This window comes from Pseudomonas sp. ANT_J12, from assembly GCF_008370045.1.
Classification (GTDB): domain Bacteria; phylum Pseudomonadota; class Gammaproteobacteria; order Pseudomonadales; family Pseudomonadaceae; genus Aquipseudomonas.
Window position 1 is genome coordinate 344,986 of record NZ_VOBN01000002.1, and the last position, 23,389, is coordinate 368,374.

Below are 23,389 nucleotides of genomic sequence, written 5' to 3' on the forward strand. Positions count from 1 at the left end.
GCGGGGGAGTGCTGCGCACTCCAACGGGGGCAAGCCCCCTCGCCACAGGGTTATGCAGCGCCCTTTGATCGGCGTGCTACTGCCCATACACCTTGCGCAACTGCGTCGGGCTCATCGCCTCTTCAAACGGCACCGGCACTGACTTCACCGCCCCGTACAGATTGCGATAACGCCAATAATTGCCGTTGTTGGCCAGCTGATAACCCCGCTCGACCACGCGCTGGCCATCGAGGACATAGCGCAAGGTTTCCTGGGCGGCTGGCGGTGGGGTCGGCTGCATCAGGTCGGTGGCCAGCACGCGCATGGACTCGTCGATGCATTCATCGAGCGCCGCCGTGACCTTGCTCAAATCCAGCGTGCCGTCATCGATGCACTGACTGCCGCAACGCCGGATCGGTTGGCTGGCCACTTCGATGCGCATGCGATACAGCGCCGAGCCGGCAATGTCCTGGACCTGCACCTGGTTGATCAGCACAAAACTGCCGCGATCCGGGCCGAGCATCAGTTTCGGTTCGATCACTAAACGCGCGGTGACCTGCCCTTCGCCCTGCTTGAGCCCGGCCACTTGCGACGCCTGTTGATAGCGCTGCTGCAAACGTTCCTGCAATGGCACGCCGCCGAGCAAGTCGGCCATCGGCCGCGCCTCGTTGAGGGCGGTTTTTTCCGCATCGCGCTGCAACGTGCCGCTGCCCATTTGCGTATTGATCACACTGGCCACCAGCAAGCCGGCCAGCCCGGCCGTGTTGCCCGAACTCGCCACCAGGTTGTAACTCGACGACGCCGCTTGTTGGGCAGCCTTGGCATCGATCACCGTGCTGGCGCCGACAAACGCTGGCAGCAGTTGCACATCGACCTTGAGCCCGTGGGCCTGGACGTAAGACAACGCGCCCTGATCCTTGAAACCGGGCTCGGGGCCCGGTTTCTGCGCACAACCGGCCAGCGTCAGCAACGCCAGCGCGGCAGCGGCCACGCCCGAACGTTTCATTGGGCGAACGGGGTGATCATTTGTTGACGGCTATTGTCCATCGCCTGGTAGAAGGCATTGGACAGGTTGCTGTAGGTCGGCTCATCCCACTCGCCCTGGGCGGCTTGCACCGCGGCGAAAGGCTGGAACCACAGCAGTTTGTTGTCGGCCAGATCGACCACCATGCCCTGCCCGCTCACTTGGGCCATCGGTACGCTGGTCGGCACGATGCTGTAGTAGCTGCGGGTGGCGCCGGTGGTGAAGACGTTGACCAACAGCAGGCGATCGACACCGTAAGCCGCTTTGATCGGCGTCAGATCGCGCACGGTATAGCCTTCGCGGAAACTGGCTTCCTTGTATTTCTGCAGATCGACCGGCTCGTCGATGCGCTTGGCCTTGTAACCCTTGGCCTGCAGCTTGGCGACGATGACATCCGGCAGCGTATTGAGGTCGCGGGTTTGCCATTTTTCAACGGTGTCGCTGAGCTTGCTGTTGACGCCCCGGTTGATGGCGTAATCAAGGATCCCCTGATTACCGGTCAACGCCAGCATCGGCTCCGGCAGCACGGTGATGGCCACGCCGATAGTCGGCTCCTTGGCATCCCAGAATTGGTGGTCCAGCGGTACGGGAGGTTGAACGTGGGCGCAGCCGGTGAGGGTCAGGCAGGCCAATAAGGTGATGGCGGCCCAGGTACGTAGAGCGTGAACGGTCATGGATCAAGTCCCTATGATTGATAACGATGCTGCCTATGTCGGCAGCGATCGCAGCAACTGTAGTGGCACATTGATATTTTTTTGTCACATATCGCTGCCGAGGCTGGAGTCAGCTGACCGTTCCGCCTTTGGCCTCATTCATGATCTGCCGGATCGCCCCGACAAACGTCTCCACCGGTTGCCCGCCCGTGACCGCGTACTGGCCGTTGAACACCACCGTCGGCACCGAACTCACGCCGCGCGACAGCCACAACTGCTCTTCTTCTTTAACCTCTCGGGTGTATTCATCCGACGCCAGAATCCCCTCGGCCCGCTGCCGATCCAGCCCCACACTTTCAGCGATCTGCGCCAGTTGTTGATGATTGGAAGGATTGCCGCCATCGGTGAAGTACGCCTTGAACAACGCCTCTTTCAGATTGAATTGCAGCCCTTCCAGCCCGGCCCAGTAGAGCAAGCGGTGGGCGTCGAAGGTGTTGTAGATGCGGCTGTTGCCGTCGGTGCGAAAAGCAAACCCGACCTCGGCGCCACGGGCGCGGATCATCTCGCGATTTTTCTGCGATTGCTCGGGGGTCGAGCCGTACTTTTCGCTGATGTGTTCGGTGATGTTCTGGCCATCGGGGCCCATGTTCGGGTTCAGCTCGAAGGGCTGGAAGCGGATCTCGGCCTGCACTTCGTCACCCAGCAAATCCAGCGCCTTGGTCAAGCCATACAACCCGACCACGCACCAAGGGCAGGACACGTCGCTGACAAAATCGATTTTCAGGGAATTACTCATCGCAGACCTCGCAGGCTGTTTTGCGCCGCAAAGCTCGAACAATACACCTGACGGGGCCAGGACTGCAGCCCTCCCCTTGTAGGAGCAAAGCTTGCTCGCGAAGACGCCATCACATTCACCATGGATGTTGGCTGACACACCGCCTCCCTGTAGGAGCAGAGCTTGCTCGCGAAGAGGCCAGCACATTCACCATGGATGTTGGCTGACACACCGCCTCCCTGTAGGAGCAAAGCTTGCTCGCGAAGAGGCCAGCATATTCACCATGGATGTTGGCTGACACACCGCCTCCCTGTAGGAGCAAAGCTTGCTCGCGAAGAGGCCAGCACATTCAACATGGATGTTGGCTGACACACCGCCTCCCTGTAGGAGCAGAGCTTGCTCGCGAAGAGGCCAGAACATTCAACATGGATGTTGGCTGACACACCGCCTCCCTGTAGGAGCAAAGCTTGCTCGCGAAGAGGCCAGCACATTCACCATGGATGTTGGCTGACACACCGCTTTCGCGAGCAAGCTCCTACAGGGGATTGGCGGGTTACAGGAGATTGGGGGTGGCCACCGGCTCGATCTGCGCCCAGTGCGAGGTGTCTTCGCGGTGGGTTTGCAGGTACGGCAACACCGCCGCCAGCAGCGGTTCCTTGAAAGCTTCCTGGAAACGATGGGCCATGCCCGGAATCAGTTTCAACTGACTGCCGCGAATATGCGCCGCCAGGTGCACGCCGTGCATCACCGGCAACAGCGGATCCGCCGTGCCGTGCACCACCAGGGTCGGCACACGCAACTGATTGAGCAACGCCACGCGGCTCGGTTCGGCGAGGATCGCCATGATCTGGCGTTTCACACCCTCAGGGTTGAACGCCCGGTCATACGAGGCCGCCGCTTGCTGCAACAACACCTGTCGATCATCACTCACCGACGGGCTGCTCAGGGCCGCGAGCAAATCGGCTTGTTGCTCCAGCGCCACCTCGCGGTTCGGCGCGCCCCGACGCGACAGCAACTGCACCAGCGCCGCGCTCGGCGCCGGCAAGCCTTCGGCCCCGGAACTGGTCATGATCAGCGTCAGGCTCTCGACCCGTTGTGGCGCCATGGCCGCCATGTGCTGGGCGATCATCCCGCCCATGCTCGCGCCCAGCACGTGGAATTGCTCGACGTGCAGCGCATCCATCAGCCCCAGCGCGTCCTCGGCCATGTCCGTCAACGTGTACGGCGCCGCCACCGGCAAACCGAGTTTGTAGCGCAGCACTTCGAAGGTCAGGTTGGCGTCGGCCGGGGCCTGGCGCCAGGTCGACAACCCGACATCGCGGTTGTCGTAGCGAATCACCCGAAAGCCCTGCTGACACAAGGCAACCACCACCTCGTCGGGCCAGTGGATCAATTGTCCGCCCAGGCCCATCACCAGCAGCAACGCGGGGTCGGAGGCACGGCCGATGCTCTGGTACGCCAGGCTGACCTGGTCCAGGTCGACATGTTCAGTCGGGACATTGACGTCGCAACGCGAGGCCGCAAAGGACGGCAGGCTGAAAAGCAGCGCCGCCAGGAATAGAAATACACGCATTGAAAAACACCGAAACGCAGAACCCCAGTAGAGCGCGAGTCTGATGAAGTTTGTTCAAGCGCGCTGCCACAGTTGCGTGACAGTTTGATGAAGATTGCCCAGCGGTCATGAGCGCTGATTGCGCCCCCCCTGCGCCAAGGCAATGACCATTTATCGGAAACCACCCGCTACCTGTTATTTCTGACAGTAGCCACGTCCCGCCTGGAAGCATCCAATCAGCCCTGTACCCATTGCAACTTATGCGCCCGCCACCGGAGCCCGGATCATGAGCACTGATAACCGTAACCAAGAGCCTGCGTTCCCCAGTCCCAACGTCCGCCAGCGCCCGCCGATTGATATTCCGGCAGCGCTGCCCGTTGTCGATGAAGCGATCCCGGGCGTCAATCAGGCCATGGTCAAAGCGCCTGGATTGCAGGTCAGCATCAATTCGGACTCGATCAAACCCGGCGACAATGTGTTGGTGTATATCGACGAGCGCCTGGTCCTGGTGCTGCCGGTCAAGGAAGATTACGCGGGCGCGCCGATCATCCAGTACATCCCGGCCAAGCTGATCCCCGAAGGGGAGATCAGCGTGACTTACCGAGTGAATATCGAGTGGTCCGTGCCGTTGAAGGTGCTGGTCAAAACCCGTTTGCCCGGCGGCATCGATCCAGACCCGGACGCGCCGGGGCATCAACTGTTGGCGGCTCCGGAGCTCAGCTCGACCCTGCTGAGCGGCCTGGAGGATGTACCGGTCACGATTGCCCCCTACGAAAACATGTGCCGTGGCGATGTGGTGACGCTGGTGTGCGGCGTGTTCGCCACAACCCATAACGTGAAAGCCGATGAGGTTGGAAAGGCCCTGACCCTTATCCTGCCTAAAGACACTCTGGCCGAGAACGGTGCTGGCGATGGCGTGCTGTACTACAGGATTGTCGATGCCGTCGGTAACAGCGCCACGGATCACTCACTGGGCCGATCAATCACGATTCAGGGCGAAGCCAACGAGTCTGCACCGCCAAGCGTGGCGGGCGTTGACGAGCAGGACACCCTATACCTGAGCCAACTGGGGAGCCAGGGGCTCGATATCAGTCTCGATACGCAAGACTTTGCCCCAGGCGATACGCTGACGCTTTTCTGGTTAGGGCTGGACCGTACAGGCGTGTCACACGTGCTCACCGAAACACAAACCCTCAAGACCCCATCGGCGCTGGTTTTCAAGATTGCCAACGCCGATGTCCAGGTCCTGGCCGGCGGCAGCGCCCGGCTTTCCTTTACCCGCACTGACAGCAACGGCGACACGCACTCATTACCTTCGCGGGAAATACTCATCGTGGGTAACACCCGCAGGATCCGTGAGGCGCAGCCTCAGCCGGAAGCCGACACCTTCGCCAGCGCACTCAGCGCACCCGAAAACGGTGTCTTGAGGATCGATGTGCCGATTGTCCAGGGAAGTACAGAGCCTGTGGTCGGGGCGCACTGCGGGGTCTCGATCAGGATTTACGATGACCGGGACCCGAATGGCGCCCTGGTCATCATCGACCCCCTGGTCGACGGGGCGGAACTGGATGTCATCGACCTGATTCTCAACGGCAGCATTTGCGACACCCTCATCGTTGGAACAGGCCAAGAGAATGCCCGGCACCTGATGAAAATCCCCAATCATCTGCTCAACCCGCAGGCCGTCAACTTCCTGGTCGCCATGGTCAGCCGGGTCAGCGGAAACCCTGCCCGTTCCGATCCGCCATTAAGCATCCTGTACAACGAAATCCGCCCCGGTAACAAAGACCTCGACACCGAGCCAGGACACTCGGAACTGCAACTGAAATTGCCCCAGGACATCATCGACAATGGCCTGGATGCCGCTCGGGCGGTGCAGGATGTCGAAGTAAGCTTTTGTTACCCGTACTGCCGGGCTCATGACGACATCGAGCTGCTAATGGGGACCTCGACGCTGCATTTCAAGGTCTTGCCGAGCGAGGCCAGGGAGTTCGGTGTCAGCGCGCCCATCTGCATCAAGCGCCTGTTGACGGCGCAAGACTTCAAGAATGCCGGCGACAGTCCGGATTTTTTGCTCCAGTACACCGTACACGACCAGATCACCAACGGCCCGGATCCGACCGATCCGTACTCGGCACATATCGTTATTGATGTCGATATCGCTGGGGCGCGGCGTCCGGCTCCGGTGTTTTTCGACAACTTGGACGACATGGACTACACCCTTATCGACCTGGAGTCGATGGCCGGCAAGAATCTGATCATGCTGATCAGAGCCGCCGCCCCGCAGTTTGCGATTGGCGACAAGATCGAAGCCGCCTACAGCAGCCCTCCCGATCGTGACTACACATTTTCGGAGACCGTGCGCGGCCAGTTGGGCACCCCCTCGCCGCTGATACTGGAGGTGCCCAATCACCTGGTCATCAGCGGACGAAGGGTGACCGGTCGTTATGTGCAATCCAGAAACGGCGCACACGTTGCCGACTCGAAAATTGCCAACGCGCGGGTCATTGGCGTCGGCATACCGGACTTGCCTCCCCCCGTGGTGATCGTCGCACCGGGCGGCGTGCTTGAGCCCAAAGACAACCCGCAAGGGTCCAGGGGGCGGGTCGTCGTTCCGGGGTTCCGTCCGGGCGATGAGGTCCAATTGATTGTTCGCGGCGCCCCCGGGGCCGGTTCCCCGACGTTCGCCCCGGTGGAATTGGACGACAACGGTCTGGCCGATTTTCCACTGGACACAGCGTTTATCCGGGCCAACAGAGGCCGGGTGGTGATCGTGAGTTACCTGTTTATCCGGGGCACCCGGCAGCTGCCATCACGGGAGTTGACGCTCACCGTGAATGACGCGAATGAAACACCGGAAATCACCAGCGTCACGGCTGGCGACGCGGTGGTTGCTGATCGAGCAACGACGTATTACCGCGCCCTGAGTATCAGCGGCACGGCCGATGCAGGGTCAGAGGTAGAGGTGATGGATAACAACATTTCCCTGGGTCGGTTCAGGGTCAATGACAGCGGGGTCTGGACCATTACGGAGCGCACCTTCAGCGTAGCCACCCATAACCTCATCGCAAGAACCACGGATGGTAGCGACCTGGTCTCCGGGACACGCGCGTTCACAGTGCAGGAAGGGCTGGTGCTCGACATTACAAACTTCTACCACCCGAACTACAACTACTGGCAGAAGGGGCCAGCGGTTGGGCCTAATGACCTTAGCTTCTTCGTCCACAAACCGGTCAGCCAATACGTGCTGTTCAACAACACCAACACCCATACCTCGAAGGGGGTCGTCCTTTACAAGGATTACGACAATCTGACGCCGGGCAAGACTTACACGTTCACGGTCAACGTCGCGCGATACCCGGAACTGTACACAGTCCCCGTCTTGAAATGGAACACCGATGAACGCGCCACTGCAAACCTGACCATCAACCATGCCGAAATGCGCCACTACACCTTGGACTTCATCCCGCGCACCCCAAACGACCGACTGTGCATTTCCAACGAGCTGGCCACCGGCACCGGCAATGACTACATCATTGCGTGGATCCAGATTCTGCGGATGAACTAAGGCCAAAAACCCGCTGACCGGCCTGCGGTCAGCGGGTTTCCAGGCGGAGCGTGGGAACAATCAGCTCAGGCCAACTGACTGCGCAACTGCCTTGCGGCCGCGACCATGTTCACCAGCGCCGCTTCGGTCTCCGGCCAGGCCCGGGTCTTCAAGCCGCAATCCGGGTTGACCCACAAGCGCTCCGCCGGAATGCGCTTCACCGCTTTGCTCATCAATTTGACCATCTGCGCCGTGTCCGGCACCCGTGGCGAGTGGATGTCGTAGACGCCCGGGCCGATGTCATTCGGGTAGTCGAAGGCTTCGAAGGCTTCCAGCAATTCCATGTCCGAGCGCGAGGTTTCAATGGTGATCACGTCGGCGTCCATGTCGGCAATCGCCTTGATCACGTCGTTGAATTCGCTGTAGCACATGTGGGTGTGGATCTGGGTTTCGTCGCGCACACCGCTGGCCGTCAGACGGAACGCTTCCACCGCCCAGTCGAGGTATTCCTGCCATTGCGCCCGACGTAGCGGCAAGCCTTCGCGGAACGCGGCTTCGTCGATCTGCACGATCTTGATCCCGGCTTTTTCCAGGTCCGTCACTTCGTCGCGCAGGGCCAGGGCCAGTTGTTGCGCCTGGACTTTGCGCGACACGTCTTCGCGCGGGAACGACCACATCAGCATGGTCACAGGACCGGTGAGCATGCCTTTCATGACCTTGTCGGTCAGGCTCTGGGCGTAGGTGATCCAGTCGACGGTCATGGCGTTCGGGCGGCTGAGGTCGCCGTAGATGATCGCCGGTTTCACGCAGCGCGAACCATAGCTCTGGACCCAGCCGAACCGGGTAAACAGGTAGCCGTCCAGTTGCTCGGCGAAGTACTCGACCATGTCGTTGCGCTCGGCTTCACCGTGCACCAGCACGTCCAGGCCCAGGCGTTCCTGGACTTGCACCGCGTGGCGGATTTCGCTGTGCATGGCGTCGGTGTAATCGTTGGCCGACAACTTGCCTTGCTTGAACGCCTGGCGCGCGAGACGGATGGAACCGGTCTGCGGGAACGAGCCGATGGTGGTGGTCGGGAACGCCGGCAGTTGCAGGCGTGCCCGTTGCTGTTCAATGCGTTTTGCGAACGGCGAATGCCGTTGGCTGTCCTGGGCGCCGACCGCGGCGATGCGCGCCTGGACTTCGGCTTTATGGATGCGTGGCGATTGCGCGCGGCTGGCCTGGATCGCGCGGCTCTCGGCCAAAGCGGCTTGCACTTTGGGCGATTGCGGGCTGTTCAAGGCATCACGCAGCACGGCGATTTCACCGCACTTTTGCACGGCGAAGGCCAGCCAGGATTTGAGCTCAGGATCGAGTTTGTCTTCACGCGCCAGATCCACCGGGCTGTGCAGCAACGAGCAGGAACTGCTGACCCACAGGTTGTCGCCAAAACGCTCTTGGGCCGGTTGCAGTTGCGCCAGCACTTGCTCCAGTTCGCAGCGCCAGACGTTGCGCCCGTTGACCAGGCCCACCGAAAGAATCTTGTAGGTCGGCAGGCGATCCAGCACCTGGCCCAGTTGCTCCGGCGCCCGCACCGTATCGATGTGCAGGCCTTGCACCGGCAGGCTGACGGCCAGGCCGAGGTTGTCTTCCAGACCGCTGAAGTAGGTCGCGACCAGTTTTTTCAGCGGCGAGTATTGAAGGATGTGATAGGCGCGTTCGAAGGCACTTTTCCAGGCTTGGGGCAGGTCGAGGGTCAGGATCGGTTCGTCGATCTGCACCCATTCCACGCCTTGTTCGGCGAGGCGACCGAGGATTTCGTTGTAGACCGGCAGCAGGCGTTCCAGCAGGTCGAGTTTGTCGAAGTCGTTGCCTTTGGCCTTGCCCAGCCACAGGTAAGTCAGCGGGCCGATGATCACCGGTTTGACGTTGTGGCCCAGGGCCTTGGCTTCGGCGACTTCGTCGAACAGCTGCTCCCAGCTCAGCTTGAATGGTTGGTCAGCACTGAATTCCGGGACCAGATAGTGGTAGTTGGTGTCGAACCACTTGGTCAGCTCTTGGGCGTATTGCGCTGTGCGGTGTTCGCCGCCGCAGCAGGCGGTGGTCGCGCCACGGGCCATGGCGAACAGGGTGTCGAGGCTCGGCTGGCCGCCGGCGTCCAGGGTGCTGTCGAAACGCTCGGGCACCACGCCGAAGGCCAGGGAATGGCTCAGCACCTGGTCGTACCAGGCGAAATCACCGACCGGCAGCAGGTCGATGCCGGCGTCTTTCTGCAACTGCCAGTGGGTGGCGCGCAATTGGCGGCCGACGGCTTTCAACGCGTCCTGATCGAGATCGCCCTTCCAGTAGGATTCGAGGGCTTTTTTCAGTTCGCGGTCAGCGCCGATGCGCGGGAAACCAAGTGTGTGGGCCAGAGCCATGGTGAAGTTCTCCTTGTAAAAGATGGCCCTATTGTCGACACCCAGGCCAACATGAGACAAACTCAACCTTTTCGTGTTGATCACAAGTTTTCCTCATGGAGCCCACGGTGCTTGAAATCCGTCACCTGAAGACCCTGCACGCCTTGCGCGAAGCCGATAGCCTGGTGGATGCGGCCGACCGCCTGCACCTGACCCAGTCCGCCCTGTCCCACCAGTTCAAGGAATTGGAGGAGCGCATGGGCATGCCGCTGTTCGTGCGCAAGACCAAACCAGTGCGCTTCACCAGCGCCGGTCTGCGCCTGCTGCAACTGGCCGATGCCACCCTGCCGCTGCTGCGTGGCGCCGAACGGGATATCGCGCGGCTGGCCGGCGGCACTGCCGGACGTTTGCACATGGCCATCGAATGCCACAGTTGCTTCCAGTGGCTGATGCCGACCATCGACCAGTTCCGCGACGCCTGGCCGGAAGTCGAACTCGATCTGGCTTCGGGTTTCTCCTTCGCCCCGCTGCCGGCCCTGGCTCGCGGCGATCTGGATCTGGTGGTGACCTCCGATCCGCTGGAACTGGCCGGGATCACTTACGTGCCGCTGTTCACCTATGAAGCGATGCTTGCGGTGGCCAATCAGCACCGCTTGGCCAACAAGGCCTACATCGTCCCGGAAGATTTGCTCACCGAGACCTTGATCACCTACCCGGTGGAGCGCGATCGCCTGGACATCTTCACCCGTTTCCTGGAGCCGGCCGACGTCGAACCGGCCCAGGTCCGCACCTCGGAACTGACGGTGATGATGATGCAATTGGTAGCCAGCGGTCGCGGCGTGTGCGGCATGCCCCATTGGGCGCTGCATGAATACAGCTCACGGGGTTACGTGAAGGCCAAGCGCCTGGGCGAGAAAGGTTTGTTTGCGACGCTGTACGCGGGGATTCGCGCGGACATGCTGGATGCGCCGTACATGCGCGATTTTTTGCTGACGGCGAAGGACACGTCGTTCTCGACCCTCGACGGCGTCAGCGCCGTTCGCTGAACCATCACACAACACTACCCTTGTGGCGAGGGGGCTTGCCCCCGTAAGAGTGCGCAGCACTCCCATGCTTTTTGGGGCCGCTTCGCGGCCCAACGGGGGCAAGCCCCCTCGCCACAACAGCCCGCCCGCCGGAGATCAGGGGGTGATCTCGCGCCACATGTGGATTTTGTCGAAGTAGTCCTCGCCGACCCGCACCGCCAGTGGCTCCAGCCCGTACTGGATGAAGCCGCAACGCTGGTACAGCTTGAACGCCGCTTCATTACCCGCCGTCACGGTCAATTGAATCAACCTCAATCCGGGATGGTTCTGCGCCTCGGCCAACGCCGCCTGCACCAGTTCAAACCCCACGCCACGCTGGCGGACCTTGCCGGACACGTACATGCCGAACAACGTTGCCTTGTGCCGGGCCTTTTCCCGGGGTTCGAAGGCCAGGCCGACGATGCCTGCCAACTGGCCGTCCTCGAAGGCGCCGAACACCACGTCCAGCTTGCCGGTCAGCCTTGATTCCCACCAACTCAGCGGCATGACGGCGCGTTCGCGCACGCTGGAGGTGAAGGCTTGCGGGTGCAGGTCGTAGGCTTCGAGCATCAGCGCCCGATAGTCCAGGGCATGGCTGGCATCCAGTCGTTCAATCCACATGGTCATGCCGTCCTGCGTTGCTCAAGCATCAGCCGCACTGCCAGCGCCGCCAACACGAAACCCATGAAATAGCGCTGCACCGCCAGCCAGGTCGGGTTGTTGACGAACCACGCGGCGATGCCCGCCGCGAACACGGCAATCAGCAGGTTGACGCAGAAACTCACGCTGATCTGAGTCAGCCCGAGGATGATGCTCTGGGTAAACACCGAGCCGTGTTCCGGGCTGATGAATTGCGGGAATACCGAGAGGTAGAACACCGCGATCTTCGGGTTCAGGGCACTGGTCAGAAAGCCCATGGTGATCAGTTTGCGCGACGAATCCGGCGGCAGTTGCTGGGCCTCGAACGGTGAGCGCGCGCCGGGTTTGACTGCCTGCCAGGCCAGCCACACCAGGTACAGGGCGCCGGCCCATTTCAGCACTTCATACGCCATCGGCACCGCCAGGAACACCGCCGTCAAACCGGCCGCCGCCGCGAACAGATGCACAAAGAACCCCGCCACCACACCGAGCAACGAGGTCACTCCGGCCTTGCGCCCCTGACAGATCGAACGGGAGATCAGGTAAATCATGTTCGGCCCCGGCGTCAGTACCATCAGCAACGCGGCGGCGGCGAAGATCAGCCAGTCTTGAAGCGGGATCATGGGGCAGTCCTTGGTCTTGTCTTGATCAGGCGATCGCGGTCAACGAGGCTCGATAAAACGGCAGGATCACGTCCCGTGTCAATGGCGCCAGCGTGAGTTGGCCGTCGGTGGCCGGGTCGATCCAGCGCACCTCTTCGATTTCGGCCGCCGGGCGGACGTCTGCGTCGATGGTCAGCAGAAAGAGTTCGGCCTGGACGACAAAGCCCGGTTCGTTGGCGGCCGGCGCCGAGAACTGGCCCAGAAAAGCGGCGTGCGCCGGGTCGATGACCAGGCCCAGTTCTTCTTCCAGCTCCCGGGCCAAGGCGTGGGCCGGTCGCTCATGGGGCTCGATCTTGCCGCCGGGTTGCATGAAGGCTTCGGTGCCACGTTTGCGGACCAGCAAGGTACGGCCGTCGGGACCGATCAGCAGGGCGGCGGCGATGTGGATGATGCGGGGGGACGTGGACATGGATTGGCCTCGGTAAAAAGGCCAAAAGCATAACCTGTAGGAGCAAGGCTTGCCTGTGGCGAGGGAGCTTGCTCCCGCTGGGCTGCGAAGCGGCCCCAAAAAGCAGGGGGACTGCTTCGCAGTCCAGCGGGAGCAAGCTCCCTCGCCACAGGCAAGCCCCCTCGCCACAGGTTTTATGTCAGGCAGACGCCTACGAGGTTTCACGCTCCAACAACGCTTCCACTTCCTCAGGGATTTTCACGAATACGCTGTACTTGGCGCCTTCCATGGTTTCAAAGGCAATCAATTTATCCACCAGCGGCCCGTTCAGCACTTTGCCGGCATTGAGCAACAACATGCCGTTGTCGGCGTTGAGGTTGCGCGCCAGGATCATGCCCGGCGCCAAGTCGCGGGTGGTCAGCACTTTGACCGATGGGTCGGCCAGCGTCACGTCACTGAGGTACGCGGAACAGACCTGAATGAAATCCTCGACCAATTCGGGATCGTAGAGCCGCCCGGCATAGCTGCGGATATACACCAGCGCTTCGTCGCTGTTCATCTGCCGCTCAAGGATCAACCCGCGCTGCAATTCGATGAAATCCACTGCCAGTTTCAGCAACCGCGAACCCAGCGGAATCGCCTCACCCTTGAGCCGGTCCGGAAAGCCGCTGCCGTCCCAGCGTTCCTGGTGGTGCAGGATCAGACGGGCGGCGTCCTTCATCGGGTCGAGGGTCATCAGCAGCGACTCGCTCTGCTTCGGATACTCGCGATAACGGTCGCGATCAAGGTGATGCAGCATGTCCGACGGCGTGATCATCATGCTGTCAGTCCAGCTCAGCTTGCCGATGTTGTAGAGCGCAGCGGCCATGGTCAGGTCGCGGCTGGTGCCTTCGTCCAGGCCGTGGAGTTTGCAGTACACCCGCACCAGTTCGATGATCTGGCGGTTGGTCTGCTTGGCCGGCGGCAGGCGCAGGTTGGCCAGCAACGAGAACACCTCGGTGCCGGTGACATAGCTGTGTTTGAGCTCTTCATAGGCCAGGTCGAGCATGTCGGCGGTCTGTTGCAGCTCGGAAGTACGCGCGGCGACGTGTTTTTCCAGGGTGGAATTGAGGCTTTTCAGTTGATCGTTCTGCTGCCGGGTCAATTGCACCAGGCGCCGGCGTTCGCTTTCGGAATGATGGTGCTCCAGGGCCTGGCGCAAGGTCAGTTGCAGTTCCTCGTCATTCCACGGCTTGCTGATGTAACGGTGGATCTGCCCGTCGTTGATGGCCTTGATGATCGTCGGCAGGTCGGCGTAGCCGGTGAGCAGGATGCGCGTGGTCGCCGGGTACAGCTGATGGATGTGCGCCAGCAACGTGGCGCCATCCATATTGGGCATGCGCGCGTCGCTCATCACCAGGTCAATGGGCTGTTGCGCCATGATTTCCAGGGCCTGGGCGCCACTGGTGGCCAGCAATACGTCATAGGGCTGGCCGCGTAACAGCCGGCGCAGGCTGCTGAGGATTGATTCCTCGTCGTCGACCAGCAACACCTTGGGTTTATCGGTCAAAGTCGTAGGGAGTTGCTCTTCCATGGCGTCACCTCGAGTGAAACGGGCCTATCGCGTGTCAGCCCCCGGCAAACATCCACTCTTGCCGGAGCCTGAGCTACAGGCTAGATGATTTTCAGACACTGCCCGCAACTCATTCATTCCATTCCCCCAAGCGAACTCCGGACAAAGGACTATGCTCAGGTCACTCGGATCCACAATCTGCAACCGTTCGGCCAGGTGATCAGGGAAAGGATGCCCCTATGAACAGACCGTTTCGAACTGCTGTCGCCCAGGGCTCATGCCTATGAATGCGCTCCTGGCACGGACTAACCGGCGAATCCTCATCGTCGACGATACCGCTTCTATCCATCAGGATTTCGCGAAGATCCTCAGCCCGCAGTCGATTGAAGACGACGACCTGGACAACACTGAACGGGCGCTTTTCGGATCAACGGCGGCCATCACGCTGCAAAGCTTTACCCTCGAATCGGCCTTTCAGGGCCTCGAAGCCCTGGACATGGTCGAAACGGCGTTGGCCAACGACATGCCCTACGCCATGGCCTTCATCGACATGCGCATGCCACCGGGCTGGGACGGCCTGGAAACCATCCAACGGCTGTGGCAGGTCGACCCCAAGCTGCAAGTGGCGCTGTGCACCGCGTATTCCGACTATTCCTGGGAAGACATCGACGAACGCCTGGAGCTGGGCGATCGCCTGTTGATCCTGAAAAAACCCTTCGATGCCATTGAAATCCGCCAGATGGCCAGTGCGCTGACCGCCAAATGGCAGATGACCGAAGACGCGGCGCTGAAAATGTCGCTGCTCGAACAAGCCGTCGAAGAACGCACCCTGGAGCTGTCCGATGCCAACATCATTGTGCAAAACAGCCCGACCATCCTCTATCGACTGCGCGGCGAGCCGTCGTTCCCGCTGATGTACATCTCCCACAACATCACCAAGTACGGGCACACCGCGGCCAAACTGGTGGCGTCGGCCAATTGGTCCAAGGAGCTGATTCACCCGGACGACCTGTCCAAGGTCGACATCGCCATGGAGCGGGTGCTGGACCGGCATGCCGAGGGCGCGTCCATTGAGTTCCGCATGCGCACCGGCGACGGTGCCTGGCGCTGGGTCGAGAACCGCTACATCCCGGTGCGTGACGCCGAAGGTCGCTTGCTGGAAGTCGAAGGCATCATCCTCGACATCACCGAACGCCGGCTCGCCGAAGAGAAAATCGCCCTGCTCGCCCGCACCGACGGGCTGACCGGGCTGGCCAACCGCGCGACCCTGATCGAACGCCTGCACCAGGCGTTCGCCGCCAATCGTCGGGGCGCCACCGCGTTTGCGATTTTTTACCTGGACCTGGACCACTTCAAGCGCATCAACGACACCCTCGGCCACCCGGTGGGCGACCTGTTGCTGCAAGAAGTCGCCCGGCGGATCAAGGCCTGCGTGCGCGAGAACGACGTAGTCGCGCGCCTGGGCGGTGACGAGTTCGCGATCCTGCAACTCGATGTCAGCGACCCTACCCAGTCTGCGGCACTTGCGGTGAAGGTCCGCGATGCGCTGGTGCAGCCCTACTCCCTGGGCGGCAACGATGTGCGGGCGTCGGTCAGCATCGGCATCAGCAGCTGCACCCCGGACATGCTCAGTGCGGACAGCCTGCTGACCCAGGCCGACATGGCGCTCTATCGTTCCAAGGAGCAGGGCCGCAATCAGTACCACTTCCATTCCGAGGAGATCAATCAGGAAGTGGTCGAGCGCATGACCATCGCCAGCGACCTGAAAACCGCCATCGACAACGAAGAATTGGAGCTGCATTACTGGCCCGAAGTCGACCTGAGCACCGGCAAGATCCTCGGCATGGAAGCCCAGGTCAGCTGGAACCACCCCACCCGCGGCTTGCTCGAAGGCCCGGCGTTCCTGCCGGCGGCGGAAAAAACCGGGACCATCGTCGCCCTCGGCCATTGGGTGCTGGACCACGCCTGCCAGCAGATGCGCCAGTGGCGCGACGAAGGCATGGCGCCGCCGGTGATTGCGATCAAGCTGTCCCTGGCCCAGCTCAAGAGCGGCCCCGAACTGATCTACGACGTGCTGCGCACCACCGCGCGTTGGGAACTGTGCCCCTGGGACCTGCGCTTCGACGTCACCGAAGCGACCCTGGCCCAGACCAAATGGACCCACAACGATGTGCTGCCGCGCCTGCGGGAGCTGGGGGTGAAGATCGCCATTGACGACTTCGGCACTGAATATTCTTCGTTCGATTACCTCAAGACTTACCAGGTCAACCACCTGAAACTGGCCCAGGCCTTTATTGACACCGCCGCCCAGGACCCGGCGAGCGCGAACACGTTGCGGGCGATTATCAATTTCGCCCGTGACGTAGGGATCGGAATCATTGCCGAAGGTGTCGAAACCCAGGAGCAACGCAGTTCGCTGATGGCCACAGGTTCGCCGATGAACGCCCAAGGGTATTTCTTCAGCAAAGCGGTCAGCAGCCAACAAGCCGCCGAACTGCTGAAAGCCGGGAGCATCATGCCCTCGGGCAGCGAAACCGGCCCGACCTCGGGCAACTTGCCGCGGTCCACGGAGGACAACGGATGAAGACACCCTTCGTGCGGACCAACCGGCGCATCCTGATCATTGATGACACACCGTCGATCCATCTGGATTTCCGCAAGATCCTCGACCCCGACGCGGAAGAAGAACAGATCCTGGCCGGCACCGAGGAAGCGTTGTTCGGCACGCTGCAACCGGACCGCCTGACCTTTCAGCTCGATTCCGCCTACCAGGGCCAGGAAGCCCTGGAACTGGTCAAGCGAGCCCGGGCCGAAGGTCGCCCGTATGCCCTGGCGTTCACCGACATGCGCATGCCGCCGGGTTGGGACGGGCTGGAAACCATCGAAGAGTTGTGGAAGGCCGATCCCAGCCTGCAAATCGCCCTGTGCACCGCGTATTCGGATTACAGCTGGGAAGCCATGGCCGAACGGCTCGAATTCGGCGATCAGCTACTGGTGCTGAAAAAACCCTTCGACAGCCTGGAAATCCGCCAGATGGCCAGCGCCCTGACCTGGAAATGGCAGATGGCCCAGGACGCGGCGATGAAAGTCCTGAGCCTGGAGCAGACCATCGAGGCCCGGGTGCATGAGCTGCTCAAGGTCTCGCACCTGTTGCAATACGACATCCTCACCGAGTTGCCCAACAGCACCTTGCTCGGCGATCGGCTGAACCAGTCCCTGGCCCTGTCCCGGCGCCATGACAAACAACTGGCGGTGATGTTTCTCGGCCTCGACCGCTTCAAGCGCATCAACAATGCCCTGGGGCACCCGGCCGGCGACGAGATGCTCAAACGCGTCGGCCAGAGCCTGGTGGCCACGGTGCGTGAATCCGATTCGGTGTTTCGCTACGGCTCCGACGAGTTCGTGGTGATCCTGGCCGATATCCGCCACCCGCAGCAGACCAAGGGCATCGCGGAAAAACTGCTGAACGCGATCCGCGCGCCGCAACACATTGCCGGCCACGACCTGAGTGTGACCGCCAGCCTGGGGATCAGCATCTACCCCGAGGACGGCCTCGATGCCATCGTGCTGATCAAGAAAGCCGAAACCGCGATGCGCAACGTCAAGGAAAACGGCCCGAACGATTTCAGCTTTTTCATCGACGAAATGAACCAGCGTGCCCGGGAGCAGCAGAGCATTGAGTCGGGGATTCGGCTGGCCCTGGAGCGCAACGAATTTGTCCTGCACTACCAACCGAAAATGGACCTGGGCAGTGGCCAGGTGGTGGGCGCCGAAGCGCTGATCCGCTGGAAAAAACCGGGACAAGGCTGGGTCTATCCCTCGGACTTTATCGCGGTGGCCGAAGACAGCGGTTTGATTGTGCCGCTGACCAAATGGGTGATGGCCCAGGCCTGTCGCCAGGCGTGTATCTGGAAGACCGCCGGGCTGCCGAAAATCTGCATTTCGGTGAACGTGTCAGCCATCGATTTCCGCCAGCGCGACTTTGTCGAGAGCATCGAGCTGATCCTCAAGCAGACCGGGATGGACCCGACCTTGCTCGAACTGGAGATCACCGAAGGCGTGTTGATGCAGAACGTCGACGCCACCGTGACCGCTCTGAACCGGATCAAGGCCCTGGGCGTGCGCCTGGCCATCGATGACTTCGGCACCGGTTATTCCAGCCTCAGTTATCTGCGCCGGTTTCCCATTGATGTGCTGAAAATCGACCAGTCATTCATCCGCGGCCTGAGCCGGGACAGCAGCGACGCCGCCCTGGTCAGCGCCATCATCAGTTTGGGCAAGAGCCTCAAGCTGACGGTGATCGCCGAAGGCATCGAAACCCTCGAACAACTGGATTTCCTCAAGGCCCACCACTGCGAGGAAGGCCAGGGTTACTACTTCAGCAAAGCCGTGGCGCCGGATGCTTTTGCGCATTATTTGATGTTGGTGAAGCCGCTGCCTTCAGCCCAGACATGAGCGACGCACGACCACACCCAGGCCAACCGCCAAGGAATTATTCGATGTCGTCCAACCCTGCCTTTGCCGTTGCGGTGTTTGCGTTGGCGATCTGCCTGAGCGCCAGCGGCGCACCGCTGAACGAACCGCTCAAACCGTTACCTCCCGTGCCGCAGCAGAATCCCTTGCGGGTCGAACTCGGTCGCCAGTTATTCAATGAGCCGCGCCTGTCGGTCAACAACAGCGTGTCCTGCGCCGGGTGTCATCGCCTGGAAAGTGGTGGCGCCGATAACAAACAGTTCTCCATCGGCTTCAACGGCCAACCGGTGGCCATCAACACCCCGAGCGTGCTCAACGCCTCCCTCAACTTCCGCCAGTTCTGGAATGGCCGTGCCGCCACCCTGGAAGCCCAGGTCCACGAAGTGGTGCAGAGCCCCAGCGAAATGGGCAGCAACTGGGAGCACGTGGTGCAAACCCTGAGCGCCGACCCGACCTACCACGCCGCGTTCGCCAGCGCCTACCCGGACGGCGTGACCATGGGCAATGTGCAAAACGCCCTGGCCAGCTACGAGCGCACGCTGGTCAGCGCCAATTCGCGCTTCGATCAATACCTGCAAGGCAATACCGACATCCTCACCCTCGAAGAAAAGTACGGCTATCAGCGCTTCAAGGAGTACGGCTGCATTTCCTGCCATCAAGGGGTGAATATCGGCGGCAACATGTTCCAGAAATTCGGGGTCATGGGCGATTACTTCCAGGCCCGGGGCAACCCCACCGAAACCGACCTGGGACGCTACCTGGTGACCAAGGATGAGGAGGACCGCAATGTGTTCAAGGTCCCGAGCCTGCGCAACGTCGCCGTGACCGCGCCGTACTTCCACGACGGCTCGGCGAAAACCCTCGAAGAGGCGGTGGATGTGATGTTCAAGTACCAGCTCGGCCGCGTGCCCTCGAATGACGACAAGGCCCTGATCATCCTGTTCCTCAAGACCCTGACCGGTGAATGGGAGGGCAAGCCATTATGAAAATGTCCCGCCGTCGCAGCCTGGCGCTGCTCAGCCTGGTGGCCCTGGCCCTGGCCTCGATTCTGTTGTTCCTGTACCTCAAATCGAGTTCCGACCAGACCTCGGCCTACACCGACTCCCGGGACTTGATCGGGCGGATGAAACAACTCAACGCGCAATGGGAAACCGAGATTCTCAAGGCGCGGATCACCCTCAATCACAACTACGATCCACTGGTCACACCCCTGACCGAGATGACGCAGTTGTGGGAGCGGTTCGAAAACATGGAATCGAGCCATGGGCGCAAGGACTCGCCCGCGTGGAAGGACAGCCACGATGCCTACCTGGCCGCCATCCAGGAAAAAACCCGACTGGTGGAGCAGTTCAAGTCCCACAACGCGGTACTGCGCAACTCGTTGGCGTTTTTGCCCACAGCCGAGGACGACATTCAGCAACCCTTGGCCCAAGTAGTGGATGGCGACCAACTGCAACTGCAGAACATCGCCACCGACACCTATGACTTGCTGCTCAGCGCACTCGAATTCGCGCAAGTGACCTCGGACGACAAGGCCGCTGACATCCTGGTCGGCCTGAACAAACTGGGGGTGAACAAACTGCGGTTGCCAGAACCGTTCCACAGCCCCATCGACATTTTGAGCAATCACATCGCGCTGATCCTGCGGGAGCAACCGATCGTCAACCGCCTGCTGGAAAACATCGAAGCCATCCCCGTGGCCGAACGGCTGGACGACATCACCGGTTTGCTCAACGACGACCAGCAGCAGTCCGATGCGGTGTATCAGCGCTATCACTTCTACATGCTGGTGTTTTCCGTGCTGTTGGTGCTGGTGCTGGTGTACCTGGCGATTCGGCTGATGCGCAGCTACACCGAAATCAGCCGCGTTAACAAAGCGCTGCAAACCGCTAACGACGACCTGGAACTGCGGGTCGAAGAACGCACCCGGGAACTGCGCGATACCCAGAGCGAACTGCTCGACACCGCGCGCCAGGCCGGCATGGCCGAGATCGCCACCAACGTGTTGCACAACGTCGGCAACGTGCTCAACAGCGTGAACATCTCCGCCGACCTGGTCACCCGCAGACTGCGCGGCAGCAAGGCCCTGGGGCTGGGCAAGGCGATGCAACTGATCAACGAACACGCTGCGGACCTGGGCAGCTTTCTGACCGAGGATGCCAAAGGCAAATTGCTCCCCGGCTACCTCAATCAACTGGTGGACGCCATTGCCCTCGAACAACAGGGCATGACCGACGAACTGGCGCAGCTGACCAAAAGCGTGGACCACATCAAGGACATCGTCGCCACGCAGCAGTCCTACGCCGGCGCCAACAGCCTGATGGAGCCGGTGCACATCAGCGAATTGCTGGAGGACGCCCTGCGCATGAACTCCGGCGCCCTGACCCGACACCACGTCACGGTGGTCAAGGAATACGGCGAAGTCCCCCGGGTCATGGGTGACAAACACCGCTTGCTGCTGATCCTGATCAACCTGATCAGCAACGCCAAATACGCGATGTCTGACCTCAGCGACCGTCCACGACAGATGACCCTTGGGGTGAAAATCGTCGACGACAGCGTTCTTCAAGTCAGCGTCAAGGATGATGGTGAAGGCATCCCCAAGGAAAACATGACGCGAATCTTTGCCCACGGCTTTACCACCCGCAAGGAAGGCCATGGTTTCGGCCTGCACAGTTGTGCCCTGGCCGCCATCGAGATGAACGGCCACCTCACCGCCCATAGCGACGGACCGGGCAAAGGCGCACAGTTCACGCTGCAGATCCCTTTGAAAACCGTAGCAGGTGACGCATGAGCGAACTCTCGAATCGACGCATTTTGTTGATCGATGACACACCGTCCATTCATGTCGACTTTCGCAAGATCCTCACCCCGAACCCGGTGCAACACGTGGAACTGGATGAGATGGAAGTGGCGCTGTTCGGCGCCGAAGTCAAATCCGCCAGCGCCCTGTTCGAACTGGACTCGGCCTTCGGCGGCCAGGAAGGCCTGGGCAAACTCAAGTTCGCCATGAAGGAAAACCGTCCCTACGCCATGGCCTTCGTCGACATGCGCATGCCCGATGGCTGGGACGGCGCGCAGACCATCGAACACTTGTGGCAGCAAGACCCGCGCCTGCAAGTGGTGGTGTGCACCGCTTATTCCGATTACTCGTGGGATGAACTGCTCGACCGTCTGCAGGCCCATGACCGGCTGCTGATCCTGAAAAAACCGTTCGACAATATTGAAGTGCAGCAGATGGCCAATACCCTGTTGACCAAGTGGGACATGACCGAACGGGCCTCGGTACAAATGCACCACCTGGAGCACCTGGTGGACCAGCGCACGACGGAGTTCAAACAGGCCAGCGGAGCCTTGCAGCGGGAAATCGACGAGCGCAAACAGCTTGAGTCGCAACTGGTGCAATCGGAAAAACTCGCCTCGCTGGGGCAACTGGCCGCCGGCGTCGCCCATGAAATCAACAACCCCATCGGCTTCATTTCCTCCAACCTCGGATGCCTGGAAGGCTACTTCAAGCAACTGCAGGAAATGCTCGACGCCTATCGCAGTGCCGAACAGGCGATTACTTCAACCGAGGTGATGGAGCGATTGGGCGTGCTGCGCGAACGCATCGAGCTGGAGTTCCTGCGCGAGGACATTCCGCTGCTGATCAAGGAGTCCAAGGACGGCATCAGCCGCGTCGGGCAGATCGTCAAGGACCTGAAGGACTTTTCCCGGGTGGACTCGAACCAGGAATGGCAGTGGGCCAACCTGCATCAGGGCATCGACTCGACCCTGAACATCGTCGCCAACGAACTCAAGTACAAGGCCGACGTGGTAAAGGCCTATCAGGTGCTGCCGGAAATCGAGTGCCTGCCGTCGCAAATCAACCAGGTGATCATGAACCTGATCGTCAACGCCTCCCAGGCCATCGGGGCGGAACGCGGCACTATCACCCTGAGCACCGGGATGGCGGGTGAAACCGTGTGGATCGAAGTCGCCGACACCGGCTCGGGCATCGAGCCGCAGACCTTGCAGAAAATCTTCGACCCGTTCTTCACCACCAAACCGATTGGCCAGGGCACCGGGCTCGGGCTGTCGCTGTCGTACGGGATCGTGAAAAAACATCACGGGGATATTTCCGTGCGCAGCATCGTCGGGACGGGCACAACCTTCCGCGTCGAACTGCCGGTGCGCCAGACCAAACTGGCAAGCTGAACACCCCCCCCCTGTAGGAGCGAGGCTTGCCCGCGAAGACGGCTGCACATTCAACATCAATGTTGACTGACATACCGCCGTCACCGTAGGAGCAAAGCTTGCTCGCGAAGAACGATGACGCGGTGTGTCAGACCCGACGCCTTCGCGAGCAAGCTTCGCTCCTACGGGTACGGGATCGTGAAAAAACATCATGGGGATATTTCCGTGCGCAGCGTCGTCGGGACGGGCACAACCTTCCGCGTCGAACTGCCGGTGCGCCAGACCAAACTGGCAAGCTGAACACCAGCCCCCCGTAGGAGCGAGGCTTGCCCGCGAAGACGGCTGCACATTCAACATCAATGTTGACTGACATACCGCCGTCACCGTAGGAGCAACGCTTGCTCGCGAAGAACGATGACGCGGTGTGTCAGACCCGACGCCTTCGCGAGCAAGCTTTGCTCCTACGGGTACGGGATCGTGAAAAAGCACCACGGGGATATTTCCGTGCGCAGCATCGTCGGGACGGG

General features: G+C 61.0%; 16 protein-coding genes. 7 read left to right on the top strand and 9 right to left on the bottom strand.

Annotation, left to right across the window (positions count from 1 at the left end; genetic code table 11):
- Window positions 1–76 precede the first annotated feature (76 nt).
- The 4 genes from FQ192_RS07420 to FQ192_RS07435 all read right to left on the bottom strand — a co-directional run bounded on the left by FQ192_RS07420 (window position 77) and on the right by FQ192_RS07435 (window position 4,004).
- Window positions 77–985 carry a hypothetical protein gene (locus FQ192_RS07420; protein WP_149658010.1) on the bottom strand — a complete coding sequence of 303 codons (909 nt, stop codon included), beginning with the start codon at window positions 983–985 and terminating at the stop codon, window positions 77–79.
- Complete coding sequence (locus FQ192_RS07425; RefSeq protein ID WP_149658011.1) at window positions 982–1,677, bottom strand: hypothetical protein; 696 nt, start codon at window positions 1,675–1,677, stop codon at window positions 982–984. Before FQ192_RS07425 ends, FQ192_RS07420 begins: the two co-directional genes overlap by 4 nt.
- 109 nt (window positions 1,678–1,786) lie before the next feature.
- Window positions 1,787–2,452 (bottom strand): DsbA family oxidoreductase, encoded by a 666-nt coding sequence (locus FQ192_RS07430; protein WP_149658012.1) that lies wholly within the window; start codon window positions 2,450–2,452, stop codon window positions 1,787–1,789.
- Window positions 2,453–2,984: 532 nt separating this feature from the next.
- Complete coding sequence (locus FQ192_RS07435; protein ID WP_149658013.1) at window positions 2,985–4,004, bottom strand: alpha/beta fold hydrolase; 1,020 nt, start codon at window positions 4,002–4,004, stop codon at window positions 2,985–2,987.
- A 265-nt stretch (window positions 4,005–4,269) separates the two neighbouring features.
- On the opposite strand from FQ192_RS07435, the gene FQ192_RS07440 reads away from it, so the two are divergent.
- On the top strand, window positions 4,270–7,551 hold the full coding sequence (locus FQ192_RS07440) for a hypothetical protein (RefSeq protein ID WP_149658014.1): 3,282 nt from the start codon (window positions 4,270–4,272) through the stop codon (window positions 7,549–7,551).
- 65 nt (window positions 7,552–7,616) lie between these two features.
- Here the strand turns inward: FQ192_RS07440 and metE are convergent, their stop codons facing one another.
- Complete coding sequence (gene metE, locus FQ192_RS07445; RefSeq protein WP_149658015.1) at window positions 7,617–9,929, bottom strand: 5-methyltetrahydropteroyltriglutamate--homocysteine S-methyltransferase; 2,313 nt, start codon at window positions 9,927–9,929, stop codon at window positions 7,617–7,619.
- A gap of 107 nt (window positions 9,930–10,036) precedes the next feature.
- Between metE and metR the strand changes: the two genes are divergently transcribed.
- Window positions 10,037–10,954 (top strand): transcriptional regulator MetR, encoded by a 918-nt coding sequence (gene metR / locus FQ192_RS07450; RefSeq protein ID WP_123515140.1) that lies wholly within the window; start codon window positions 10,037–10,039, stop codon window positions 10,952–10,954.
- Between the two features lie 135 nt (window positions 10,955–11,089).
- Here the strand turns inward: metR and FQ192_RS07455 are convergent, their stop codons facing one another.
- From FQ192_RS07455 to FQ192_RS07470, 4 genes are all read right to left on the bottom strand, one after another.
- Window positions 11,090–11,593, bottom strand: a complete 504-nt coding sequence (locus FQ192_RS07455; RefSeq protein ID WP_149658016.1) for a GNAT family N-acetyltransferase — start codon at window positions 11,591–11,593, stop codon at window positions 11,090–11,092.
- A 2-nt stretch (window positions 11,594–11,595) separates the two neighbouring features.
- Window positions 11,596–12,234 (bottom strand): LysE family translocator, encoded by a 639-nt coding sequence (locus tag FQ192_RS07460; RefSeq protein ID WP_149658017.1) that lies wholly within the window; start codon window positions 12,232–12,234, stop codon window positions 11,596–11,598.
- Between the two features lie 25 nt (window positions 12,235–12,259).
- A complete protein-coding gene (locus FQ192_RS07465; RefSeq protein ID WP_149658018.1) occupies window positions 12,260–12,682 on the bottom strand; it encodes an NUDIX domain-containing protein in 423 nt (140 codons plus the stop codon).
- A 190-nt stretch (window positions 12,683–12,872) separates the two neighbouring features.
- On the bottom strand, window positions 12,873–14,234 hold the full coding sequence (locus FQ192_RS07470; protein ID WP_149658019.1) for an HD domain-containing phosphohydrolase: 1,362 nt from the start codon (window positions 14,232–14,234) through the stop codon (window positions 12,873–12,875).
- A gap of 256 nt (window positions 14,235–14,490) precedes the next feature.
- Between FQ192_RS07470 and FQ192_RS07475 the strand changes: the two genes are divergently transcribed.
- Genes FQ192_RS07475 through FQ192_RS07495 form a run of 5 tightly spaced genes read left to right on the top strand, consistent with a single transcriptional unit; the run spans window position 14,491 to window position 22,883 of the window.
- Window positions 14,491–16,797: a bifunctional diguanylate cyclase/phosphodiesterase gene (locus tag FQ192_RS07475; RefSeq protein WP_149658020.1), complete on the top strand. Its 2,307-nt coding sequence runs from the start codon at window positions 14,491–14,493 to the stop codon at window positions 16,795–16,797.
- On the top strand, window positions 16,794–18,668 hold the full coding sequence (locus FQ192_RS07480; RefSeq protein ID WP_149658021.1) for a bifunctional diguanylate cyclase/phosphodiesterase: 1,875 nt from the start codon (window positions 16,794–16,796) through the stop codon (window positions 18,666–18,668). The genes FQ192_RS07475 and FQ192_RS07480 overlap by 4 nt, the downstream gene beginning before the upstream one ends.
- A gap of 44 nt (window positions 18,669–18,712) precedes the next feature.
- Entirely contained in the window at window positions 18,713–19,672 is a 960-nt protein-coding gene (locus tag FQ192_RS07485) for a cytochrome-c peroxidase (RefSeq protein WP_149658022.1), read from the top strand.
- Window positions 19,669–21,480 carry a DAHL domain-containing protein gene (locus FQ192_RS07490; protein WP_149658023.1) on the top strand — a complete coding sequence of 604 codons (1,812 nt, stop codon included), beginning with the start codon at window positions 19,669–19,671 and terminating at the stop codon, window positions 21,478–21,480. The genes FQ192_RS07485 and FQ192_RS07490 overlap by 4 nt, the downstream gene beginning before the upstream one ends.
- Entirely contained in the window at window positions 21,477–22,883 is a 1,407-nt protein-coding gene (locus FQ192_RS07495; RefSeq protein WP_149658024.1) for an ATP-binding protein, read from the top strand. The genes FQ192_RS07490 and FQ192_RS07495 overlap by 4 nt, the downstream gene beginning before the upstream one ends.
- Window positions 22,884–23,389 lie beyond the last annotated feature (506 nt).